At 45.7% G+C, this 10,104-nt stretch carries 11 protein-coding genes; all 11 read left to right on the top strand.

What is annotated here, in order from left to right; translation table 11 throughout:
- Positions 1 to 416: 416 nt before the first annotated feature.
- The gene (locus R7041_RS21285; RefSeq protein ID WP_005378831.1) at positions 417 to 1,163 is read left to right on the top strand and encodes an amino acid ABC transporter substrate-binding protein; all 747 of its coding nucleotides are present in this window, start codon (positions 417 to 419) and stop codon (positions 1,161 to 1,163) included.
- Between the two features lie 114 nt (positions 1,164 to 1,277).
- A complete protein-coding gene (locus R7041_RS21280) occupies positions 1,278 to 1,949 on the top strand; it encodes an amino acid ABC transporter permease (protein WP_005378829.1) in 672 nt (223 codons plus the stop codon).
- Entirely contained in the window at positions 1,946 to 2,683 is a 738-nt protein-coding gene (locus tag R7041_RS21275) for an amino acid ABC transporter ATP-binding protein (protein WP_005378827.1), read from the top strand. Before R7041_RS21280 ends, R7041_RS21275 begins: the two co-directional genes overlap by 4 nt.
- Before the next feature lie 242 nt (positions 2,684 to 2,925).
- Complete coding sequence (gene rpmH, locus R7041_RS21270; protein WP_005378825.1) at positions 2,926 to 3,060, top strand: 50S ribosomal protein L34; 135 nt, start codon at positions 2,926 to 2,928, stop codon at positions 3,058 to 3,060.
- A 46-nt stretch (positions 3,061 to 3,106) separates the two neighbouring features.
- Positions 3,107 to 3,430 (top strand): ribonuclease P protein component, encoded by a 324-nt coding sequence (gene rnpA, locus R7041_RS21265; RefSeq protein WP_005394102.1) that lies wholly within the window; start codon positions 3,107 to 3,109, stop codon positions 3,428 to 3,430.
- Positions 3,397 to 3,654: a membrane protein insertion efficiency factor YidD gene (yidD, locus tag R7041_RS21260; RefSeq protein ID WP_005378822.1), complete on the top strand. Its 258-nt coding sequence runs from the start codon at positions 3,397 to 3,399 to the stop codon at positions 3,652 to 3,654. Before rnpA ends, yidD begins: the two co-directional genes overlap by 34 nt.
- Positions 3,655 to 3,656: 2 nt before the next feature.
- Entirely contained in the window at positions 3,657 to 5,279 is a 1,623-nt protein-coding gene (yidC, locus tag R7041_RS21255; RefSeq protein ID WP_005383834.1) for a membrane protein insertase YidC, read from the top strand.
- A 130-nt stretch (positions 5,280 to 5,409) separates the two neighbouring features.
- A complete protein-coding gene (gene mnmE / locus R7041_RS21250) occupies positions 5,410 to 6,771 on the top strand; it encodes a tRNA uridine-5-carboxymethylaminomethyl(34) synthesis GTPase MnmE (protein WP_005383836.1) in 1,362 nt (453 codons plus the stop codon).
- Between the two features lie 100 nt (positions 6,772 to 6,871).
- Positions 6,872 to 7,306 (top strand): FMN-binding protein MioC, encoded by a 435-nt coding sequence (gene mioC / locus R7041_RS21245; RefSeq protein ID WP_005378900.1) that lies wholly within the window; start codon positions 6,872 to 6,874, stop codon positions 7,304 to 7,306.
- 477 nt (positions 7,307 to 7,783) lie between these two features.
- Entirely contained in the window at positions 7,784 to 9,679 is a 1,896-nt protein-coding gene (mnmG, locus tag R7041_RS21240; RefSeq protein ID WP_005378901.1) for a tRNA uridine-5-carboxymethylaminomethyl(34) synthesis enzyme MnmG, read from the top strand.
- Positions 9,679 to 10,104, top strand: a 426-nt coding sequence (rsmG, locus tag R7041_RS21235) for a 16S rRNA (guanine(527)-N(7))-methyltransferase RsmG (RefSeq protein WP_225474268.1), incomplete at its 3' end; no start/stop codon positions are given. The genes mnmG and rsmG, both read left to right, overlap by 1 nt.

Raw genomic sequence — 10,104 nt, 5'->3', positions numbered from 1 at the left:
ACACGGTGCCCCCACTGAGTAATTGAATTATCGGAAAAGACTGGCAATTTTACCTGTTGATAACCAAGATCGCCAGCGATTGATCGACGATCCAGTGAATAAGATCCAAGTTATTCACAATTATTTCTGCAAACTTGATGAGATCAACACACCTTGCCCCAAATTTGCCCACACAACGATCCACAATTGGGCAAAATTCACAAGATCGAGCGATTGGTGATAAGTCTGTGTATTATTTTATTCCCAATGCTGATTTTGTCGATCATTTCGCTAGGTTCAGTTCGCATTTTCGTCACATTTAACATTCTTCTTCTATTATCTAATAACTCACAGGTCTAGGTTATTGCTCTTGGTTATTTATTTAATTGAGCTAACTAACAGTAGTATTTCCAACCATAAAATTATGGAGATGTATTATGAAAAACTGGATTAAGGTTGCCGTTGCAGCCATTGCACTGTCGGCAGCAACCGTACAAGCCGCTACTGAAGTCAAAGTTGGTATGTCAGGTCGCTACTTCCCGTTTACTTTTGTAAAGCAAGACAAGCTACAAGGCTTTGAAGTCGACATGTGGGATGAAATTGGTAAACGTAACGATTACAAAATCGAATACGTAACAGCCAACTTCTCTGGTTTATTTGGTCTTTTAGAAACTGGTCGTATCGATACGATCTCCAACCAAATCACCATGACTGACGAGCGTAAAGCTAAATACCTATTTGCTGACCCTTACGTTGTAGATGGCGCACAAATTACCGTGCGTAAAGGCAACGACAGCATCAAAGGTGTTGACGATCTTGCAGGCAAGACCGTTGCGGTGAACCTAGGCTCTAACTTTGAGCAACTGCTGCGTCAATACGACAAAGACGGCAAGATCAACATTAAAACGTACGACACAGGTATCGAACATGACGTGGCGCTCGGTCGTGCAGACGCGTTTGTAATGGATCGTCTTTCTGCGTTAGAGCTGATTAAGAAAACTGGCCTTCCTCTGGAATTGGCAGGCGAACCGTTTGAGACAATTCAAAACGCATGGCCTTTCGTTGACAACGAGAAAGGTCGTAAGCTGCAAGAAGAAGTAAACAAAGCACTGGCTGAGATGCGCGCAGATGGTACAGTAGAGAAAATTTCCGTGAAGTGGTTTGGCGCTGACATCACGAAATAAGAACTCTTTGTACTTTAGGCCGCAAAGTGGTATCACTCTCGGACTAAAATAAACTTACGTAAAGGTGGAACTTGTTTTCCACCTTTTCTTTTCTCTAGCCTTTAGGTAAGCCGTATGGGATTTGACTTTAATTACATGTTGGAACTGCTGCCGATATTGCTGAAATATCTTGGCACAACCATGGAAATGGCGACATGGGGATTGGTGTTTTCGCTGATTTTATCCGTCATTTTAGCCAATATTCGCGTATTTAAACTGCCAGTTCTGGATCAATTAAGCCAACTGTACATCAGCTTCTTCCGTGGCACCCCACTGTTGGTTCAGCTTTTCCTGCTTTATTACGGCTTACCGCAAATTTTTCCATTGATGGTCGGTATCGACGCCTTTTCAGCAGCGGTAATCGGTTTAACGCTGCACTTTGCCGCTTATATGGCGGAAAGTATTCGTGCCGCCATTATTGGTATTGATCGCAGCCAAATGGAAGCGAGCTTATCGGTCGGTATGACGACATCCCAAGCAATGCGCCGAGTTATTTTACCTCAAGCAACGCGTGTCGCACTGCCTTCATTGATGAACTATTTCATCGATATGATCAAGTCAACGTCTCTCGCTTTCACGCTTGGTGTGGCCGAAATCATGGCGAAAGCACAGATGGAAGCCTCATCAAGTTTCCGTTTCTTTGAAGCTTTCCTTGCGGTTGCTCTTATTTACTGGGGCGTGGTGGTGATTCTGACTCGCGTACAAATCTGGGCAGAAGCAAAACTGAATAAGGCGTACGTACGATGATTAAGTTAGAAAATATTCACAAACGTTTTGGTGAGACTGAAGTGCTGAAAGGCATCGACCTCGATATTAAGCAAGGTGAGATCATCGTGATTATCGGCTCAAGTGGTACGGGTAAATCAACCTTGCTGCGTACGGTGAACTTTCTAGAACAAGCAGATGAAGGTCGTATCACGATAGATGACATCTCCGTTGATACTCAAAAACACACTAAAGCCGAAGTATTAGCGCTGCGTCGTCGAACTGGCTTTGTGTTCCAAAACTATGCCCTGTTTGCCCACATGAATGCGCGCCAGAACATTGCCGAAGGTCTAGTGACCGTTCGAGGTTGGAAAAAAGCCGATGCTCTCAAACGAGCGCAACAAATTCTGGATGACATCGGTCTTGGGGATAAAGGCGATAGTTATCCAGCGGCATTATCTGGCGGCCAACAACAACGTGTGGGTATCGGCCGAGCGATGGCGCTACAACCAGAACTGCTGTTGTTTGACGAACCAACTTCTGCGCTGGATCCTGAATGGGTCGGTGAAGTTCTCTCATTAATGAAGAAGTTAGCTAATCAGCATCAAACCATGCTGGTGGTGACGCACGAGATGCAATTCGCGAAAGAAGTCGCTGATAGAGTGATCTTCATGGCGGAAGGCAATATCGTTGAGCAAGGTTCTCCACAGGATATCTTCGATAATCCACAAGATCCTCGTTTGAAAAAATTCCTTAACCAAGTAGGAATAGAGTAACGATCAAGCATCAGGATCGATTGATCCTTGAGATTTTACTCACACTACGTATAATCGCCCGGCCGGAATTTCGTACTCATTGAGTCATTGACACATTATGTGAGTGTGATTACAATTCCGCCTCTTTGTTGAGAGGCGTCGGTTGTCCTTCTCTATATAAAGAGCTTCTTTATATAAGAAAGCAAATACCCACGCCGGGTTTAACAAGAACCTAAAACTACTGATCAGTAAAGGTAATTATCATGAAACGCACTTTTCAACCTACAGTTCTAAAGCGCAAGCGTACTCACGGCTTCCGTGCTCGCATGGCAACTAAGAACGGTCGTAAAGTTATCAACGCACGTCGTGCAAAAGGCCGTGCGCGCCTATCAAAATAATCGCTAGTTTATTTTGAACACGTACGCGTTTAATCGGGAGTTACGTTTGTTAACTCCCGAGCATTATCAAAACGTCTTCCAGCAAGCTCATCGAGCTGGCTCGCCTCATTTCACCATCATTGCTCGCAATAACAAACTTTCTCACCCACGATTAGGTTTAGCGGTTCCCAAAAAGCAAATCAAAACGGCTGTCGGTCGTAACCGATTTAAGCGTTTGGCTCGTGAAAGCTTTCGTAACAATCAACATCAGCTTCCAAACAAAGATTTTGTTGTGATTGCAAAGAAAAGCGCGCAAGATTTAAGCAATGAGGAAATTTTTAAGTTGTTTGATAAGCTATGGCAACGCCTGTCTCGCCCTTCACGTGGATAGCCATTGGGCTCGTTTATCTGTATCGCTGGTTTATCAGCCCTTTGATTGGTCCTCGTTGCCGGTTCACACCAACCTGTTCCACTTACGCGCTAGAAGCTTTGAGAGCTCACGGTTTTGTAAAAGGATGTTGGTTATCAGGCAAACGTCTATTAAAATGCCACCCTTTGAATGAAGGGGGGTATGACCCCGTTCCACCAGTCCAAAAACAAGACAGAGATAACTAACGATGGATTCTCAACGTAATATCCTGCTCATCGGTTTGGCCCTGGTTTCTTTTTTGCTGTTTCAACAATGGCAAGTTGCAAAGAATCCAGAACCTCAAGCAGTTGAACAGGCTCAATCAAGCAGCACTCTACCTGCACCATCTTTTGCTGATGAACTTGACCCAGTTCCTGGTCAACAGCAAGCTTCTGCAAAAACTATCACAGTAACGACTGATGTTTTAACTCTGTCGATCGACACCGTTGGTGGCGATGTGGTACATGCCAACCTTAACGAATACTCTGCTGAGTTAGATTCATCAGATTCCTTTGTTCTGCTTAAAGACGCTCAAGGTCACCAATTTATCGCTCAAAGCGGTCTAGTGGGTCCTCAAGGTATCGACTTGAGCAGCACAAATCGCCCTCACTACAACGTAAGTGCAGACAGCTTCACAATGGCTGACGGTCAAGATGAACTTCGCGTTCCGATGACATTCACTGCAAACGGTATCGAATACACCAAAACTTACATCTTTAAACGCGGCAGCTACGCGCTTAATGTTGAATACGATGTAGTGAACAACTCAGGCAACAACGCAACATTTGGTATGTACGCTCACCTACGTCAAAACCTAATGGACGATGGTGGTAGCATCACAATGCCTACTTACCGTGGTGGCGCATACTCAACAGAAGATACGCGTTACAAGAAGTACAGCTTTGATGATATGCAGGATCGCAACCTGTCTCTTAACCTAGCCGATGGCCAAGGTTGGGCAGCAATGATTCAGCACTACTTTGCCGCAGCTTGGATCCCACGTAACGAACCAGGTACTAACCTATACACTCGTGTAATTGGCAACCTAGGCGACATCGGCGTTCGTATGCCGAACAAAACTATCGCAACAGGCGATCAGGCTAAGTTTGAAGCAACACTTTGGGTTGGTCCAAAACTGCAAGATGAAATGGCAGAAGTGGCACCTAACCTAGACCTAGTAGTGGACTACGGCTGGTTATGGTTCATTGCGAAGCCTCTTCATATGTTGCTTTCATTCATCCAGAGCTTTGTTGGTAACTGGGGTGTGGCAATCATCTGCCTGACCTTCATCGTTCGTGGTGCAATGTACCCACTAACAAAAGCGCAATACACGTCTATGGCGAAAATGCGTATGCTTCAGCCTAAGCTGCAAGCAATGCGTGAGCGTATCGGTGATGACCGTCAGCGCATGAGCCAAGAAATGATGGAACTGTACAAGAAAGAGAAAGTGAACCCACTAGGTGGTTGTTTACCTCTTATCCTACAGATGCCTATCTTCATCGCGCTTTACTGGGCACTAATGGAATCGGTTGAGCTACGTCACTCTCCATTCTTCGGTTGGATTCATGACCTTTCAGCGCAGGACCCATACTACATCCTGCCTCTACTGATGGGTGCGTCAATGTTCCTAATCCAGAAGATGAGCCCGACAACGGTAACGGATCCAATGCAGCAGAAGATCATGACCTTTATGCCGGTTATGTTTACCTTCTTCTTCTTGTTCTTCCCATCAGGTCTCGTTCTGTACTGGTTGGTGTCAAACATCGTAACGCTTATCCAGCAAACTCTGATCTACAAAGGATTAGAGAAAAAAGGCTTACACAGCAAGTAACCTTTTAGGAAATGATTGAGAAAGGCGGCCAAAAGGTCGCCTTTTTGTTTTTGGCTGATTACAATTCAGCTAATTAATTGTAATGGCTCCCTAGGTATCTTCCCTATAGCCCAGCTCAAAAGGCAAAATTATGACTACAGATACGATTGTCGCTCAAGCGACCGCGCCTGGTCGTGGCGGTGTCGGTATTATTCGTGTTTCTGGCCCTAAAGCCAACCAAGTGGCGTTAGAAGTCACTGGCAAAACACTAAAGCCCCGCTACGCAGAGTACCTGCCGTTTAAGTCAGAAGATGGCACTGTGCTTGATCAGGGCATCGCACTGTACTTCCCTAACCCACACTCATTTACAGGTGAAGACGTACTTGAGCTGCAAGGCCATGGCGGCCCTGTCGTGATGGATATGCTGATAAAACGCATTCTAGGTATAGATGGTATTCGAGCTGCTCGCCCTGGTGAGTTCTCTGAACGCGCATTTCTGAACGATAAACTCGACCTCGCTCAAGCCGAGGCGATCGCAGACCTCATTGATGCCAGTTCTGAAGAAGCAGCAAAATCGGCACTGCAATCCTTACAGGGCGCATTTTCAGGCCGCATTAATACCTTAGTTGAGTCGCTGATTCATTTGCGTATCTATGTTGAAGCAGCCATCGACTTCCCTGAAGAAGAGATCGACTTTTTGGCCGACGGTAAAGTGGCTGGTGACCTACAAGCCATCATCGACAACCTAGATGCGGTGCGCAAAGAAGCTAACCAAGGCGCTATTATGCGTGAAGGGATGAAAGTCGTGATTGCGGGTCGTCCAAATGCGGGCAAATCAAGCCTACTGAACGCGCTATCGGGTAAAGAATCTGCAATCGTAACCGACATCGCAGGAACCACGCGTGATGTACTGCGTGAGCATATCCATATTGATGGCATGCCACTACACATCATTGATACAGCAGGTTTGCGTGATGCTTCCGATGAAGTAGAGAAAATCGGTATCGAACGCGCGTGGGATGAAATAGCCCAAGCAGACCGCGTGTTGTTCATGGTGGATGGCACGACAACCGATGCCACCGATCCGAAAGATATCTGGCCAGATTTTGTGGATCGCCTACCAGACAACATTGGCATAACTGTGATCCGTAATAAAGCGGATCAAACGGGTGAAGATATGGGGATCTGCCACGTCAATAACCCTACTCTTATCCGTTTGTCAGCGAAGACTGGTGCAGGGGTTGAAGCTCTGCGCGATCATCTCAAGGAGTGTATGGGCTTCTCTGGCAACAGTGAAGGTGGGTTTATGGCTCGTCGTCGTCATCTCGATGCATTAGAACGTGCCGCACAGCACCTTCAAATAGGCCAGGAGCAGCTTGAAGGCTATATGGCAGGTGAAATATTGGCTGAAGAGCTACGCATCACCCAACAACATCTCAATGAGATTACCGGTGAGTTCAGTTCTGACGACTTACTGGGACGAATCTTCTCTTCATTCTGTATCGGGAAGTAAATAATCGAACGCGCGGTGCTGAGCTTAACTCACACCGCGTTTCTTTTTGTACGGCAAGCCATCCATGAGCTTTAGCCGTCGCATTCAATAAGGAAGAAGTATGATCCACATTATTACAGGCAGCACGTTAGGTGGCGCAGAATACGTAGGGGATCACCTGAGTGATCTACTCAACGAGAATGGATTTGAAACAACGATCCACAACCAGCCTTCCCTCAGTGATATCGAAAATCAAGGTACGTGGTTGGTGATCACCTCTACACATGGAGCTGGTGAGTATCCTGATAATATCCAACCTTTTATCGCAGCATTACAAAATACACCGCCAAAAATGACTGATGTAAAATTTGCGGTGATTGCGATTGGTGACTCTAGCTACGATACGTTCTGTGCCGCTGGTCAACACGCTTATGATTTATTAGAGGATATTGGTGCAACCCCTCTCGCAGATTGCTTTAAAATCGATGTACTGAGCCATGATGTGCCAGAAGACGCCGCAGAAATGTGGTTAAAAGAGAATATCGAACGTTTTTAAACTCACGACTTTCCCTTCAACAGAGTCGAAATTCGGCTCTGTTTTCTCCCATGTGAATAACTCCCACCAAATTATTTTGTTTAACCGCTCAAAAACCAACCAAACAGACTGTGGATAACTACAATAAGATCCAGTGATTTTCCTTTAGTTATCCCAATAACAACTTTGATCAATTTTACCCCCTGTGTATAACCACCACTTTTGATCCCAGGTAATCCTCGATCTGATCCAATCATGATCACAAGATATGATCCAAAGAAGATCCATGATCTTGTTGATCATTTTTAGGTTATCCACAGAAACGGTCGATCCTAATAGTAGATCTAATAAAAGATCATATATATAGATCTTATATATATTTATCTTGAAGCTTAAAACGGATAAAACGAGAAAACGTTTTTCTCTCTGGCATAAAGCAGGTAAAATACGGCTCCTTTATCTGTCCATTAAATCCCTTTGAATACCTGAGGTCAGTTCATGCTTTATCACGAAAACTTTGACGTCATTGTTGTCGGTGGCGGACACGCAGGAACGGAAGCCGCGCTCGCATCTGCACGCACAGGACAAAAAACGCTTCTCCTTACCCATAACATCGATACATTAGGCCAGATGTCTTGTAATCCGGCGATCGGTGGTATTGGTAAAGGTCACTTAGTAAAAGAAGTAGATGCTATGGGCGGTTTGATGGCTGAAGCCATCGACCATGCAGGTATTCAGTTTCGTACACTAAATGCCTCCAAAGGTCCTGCAGTACGAGCAACTCGAGCTCAAGCCGATCGCGCTCTGTACAAAGCGTACGTTCGTAATGCATTAGAAAATGCGCCTAACTTAACGTTGTTCCAGCAATCAGTTGATGATCTGATTGTTGAACAAGATCGCGCAGTTGGTGTGGTAACTCAAATGGGACTTCGCTTCCATGCGAAAGCCGTTGTGCTAACCGTGGGTACCTTCCTTGGTGGTAAGATCCACATAGGTATGGAAAGCTCGTCTGGTGGTCGTGCCGGGGATCCACCATCGATCGCATTAGCGGATCGACTGCGTGAACTGCCGTTCCGTGTGGATCGTTTAAAAACAGGTACTCCACCGCGCATTGATGCTCGTACTGTTGATTTTTCAGTGCTAGAAGCTCAGCACGGTGATAACCCAACGCCTGTATTCTCGTTCATGGGCAAACGTGAACAGCATCCGCGTCAGATTCCATGTTTCATCACCCACACCAATGAACAAACTCACGATGTGATCCGTAGTAACTTGGATCGCAGTCCAATGTACGCAGGTGTGATTGAAGGTATTGGTCCGCGTTACTGTCCGTCTATTGAAGACAAAGTGATGCGTTTCGCTGACAAAAACAGCCACCAAATCTTCATTGAGCCAGAAGGCCTAACCACGCACGAGTTATACCCTAATGGTATCTCGACCAGCTTGCCATTTGATGTGCAAGTACAAATCGTGCGCTCAATGAAAGGGTTTGAAAATGCACACATCGTTCGCCCAGGTTATGCGATTGAATACGATTTCTTCGATCCACGTGATTTGAAGCAAACGTACGAGACGAAGTTCATCCATGGTTTGTTCTTTGCTGGCCAGATTAATGGTACGACTGGCTACGAAGAAGCCGCAGCGCAAGGCTTGATGGCCGGTCTAAACGCAAGCTTGTTTAGCCAAGACAAAGAAGGCTGGAGCCCACGTCGTGACCAAGCTTACATGGGCGTGTTGATTGATGACTTATCGACCATGGGTACCAAAGAGCCGTACCGAATGTTCACTTCTCGTGCGGAATACCGCCTGCTACTTCGTGAAGATAACGCCGATTTACGTTTAACGGAAAAAGCGCGCGAGCTAGGCTTGATTGATGATGTTCGTTGGGCTCGCTTTAACGAGAAAATCAACAATATGGAAACGGAGCGTCAGCGTTTGAAAGCAACGTGGATGAATCCGAAGTCAGAGGGTGTTGATGAGCTGAACAAGCTGCTGAAAACCCCAATGGCCCGTGAAGCGAGTGGTGAGGATCTTCTGCGTCGTCCAGAGATCACTTATTCGCAACTGACGCAACTTGAAGCGTTTGCTCCTGCACTTGAAGATCAGCAAGCGGCTGAGCAAGTTGAAATTCAAGTGAAATACGATGGTTACATCAAGCGTCAGCAGGAAGAGATCGAAAAATCACTGCGTCACGAAAATACCAAGTTACCTGCTGATTTGGATTACCGCGATGTAAAAGGTTTATCAAACGAAGTCGTTGCTAAACTGAGCGAGGCCAAACCAGAGAGCATCGGTATTGCATCACGCATTTCTGGTATTACGCCTGCTGCAATTTCTATTCTACTTGTTCACTTGAAAAAGCATGGTTTGCTGAAGAAAGGTGAGGAAGAATAATGAGCGCATTGCGAACAAAGCTGGATTCACTGATCGCGAAAACCGATTTGGAAGTGTCAGAACAGCAACGAGAGCAGTTAGTTGGTTATGTCGAACTGCTCGACAAATGGAACAAAGCGTACAATTTAACATCGGTACGTGATCCGCTTGATATGTTAGTGAAACATATTCTTGATAGTATCGTTGTAAGCGCACACCTGCCCGGTGAGCGCTTCATTGATGTTGGTACTGGTCCGGGGTTACCGGGCATCCCTTTGGCAATAATGAACCCTGAGAAAACCTTCTTTTTGCTCGACAGTCTTGGCAAACGCATTCGTTTTATCAAGCAAGTCGTGCACACATTAGGGCTGAAAAACGTGACACCAATTCAAAGTCGCGTCGAAGAATTCCAACCTGAAGAAAAATTTGATGGCGTTTTGAGTCGA

It is taken from the genome of Vibrio sp. 1751, assembly GCF_033339895.1.
GTDB lineage: Bacteria > Pseudomonadota > Gammaproteobacteria > Enterobacterales > Vibrionaceae > Vibrio > Vibrio alginolyticus.
This window is presented reverse-complemented; position numbering and strand designations above follow the sequence as displayed.